Genomic DNA, 857 nt, shown 5'->3' on the forward strand with positions numbered 1-857 from the left:
CGGGCCAGCCGCGTTCGCGCGCCAGCGCGAGCGCACGCGTCGTGCGCGCGATCGCCGGTGCGATGTTGCCGCCGCCGAACGTCGCGGGATCGGCGAAGCCGACCACGAAGTCGACGATCAGCAGGCCGAGGTTGCCGTGCGGCGGCAGCGGCGTGCCGAAACCCTGCTGGCGATACACGTTCGCTTCGGCGTGGCGGGAAAGATCGTTCATGGTGTCGGTCGCTCGTCGGTCAGGCGGGTTGGTCGGTCACGCGGCCGTCGCGCACGACGGTCGCGCCGTCGAGTTCGACCGTGCAGCGGCGCAGCGGGATGTCGATGTGGCAGGTGGTCGTGCGGTTGCCGCCGCCTTCGTTGTTCGGGCCGAGCGAGAACAGGAAGTTGCCCTCGAACGCGCGCGCGTCCATCCCGATCGTCGCCTCGCGGTCGTACAGCCCGAGCGTCGACCAGCGCGCGCGCGGCTGCAGCCCCCAGCCGATATGCGAGATCGCATAGCCTTCGGGGTCGGCGAAGGTCTCCATGTAGTCGCGCAGCAGGTCGGCATCGACGCCGCCCTCGATGCGCGTCGCATAGCCGCCTTCGACGGTCAGTGCGATGGGTTCGCGCACGTAGTGCTTCTGCGGCAGCAGGATGTCGCCGCGATCGATGACGATCGTGCCGCGCGCGGTGCGATCGTTCGGGTAGGTCAGCGCGAAGCCGCTCGGCCAGTGGTCCCAGCGGCCCGGCGCATCGACGAAGCCGTATTCGGCGGTTGGCGGGAACTCGCCGAGCGGGCACACGAGCGCGGTGCCGGCGGCCGACGTCACGCGCATCTCGCGGGCGGCGGCGATCCGTTTCGCCGCGGCGAGCACGCGCGTGCG

Annotated in this window: 2 pseudogenes; both read right to left on the bottom strand. The window is 71.2% G+C overall.

The window, feature by feature from the left end:
• A pseudogene (locus G3N99_RS41265) lies at positions 1-211 on the bottom strand (N-carbamoylsarcosine amidase); the annotation flags it as partial.
• Positions 212-230: 19 nt separating this feature from the next.
• Positions 231-857, bottom strand: a pseudogene (locus tag G3N99_RS41270) (2,5-dihydroxypyridine 5,6-dioxygenase); the annotation flags it as partial.

The sequence above is a fragment of the Burkholderia sp. Ac-20392 genome (assembly GCF_017104585.1).
Lineage (GTDB): Bacteria > Pseudomonadota > Gammaproteobacteria > Burkholderiales > Burkholderiaceae > Burkholderia > Burkholderia lata.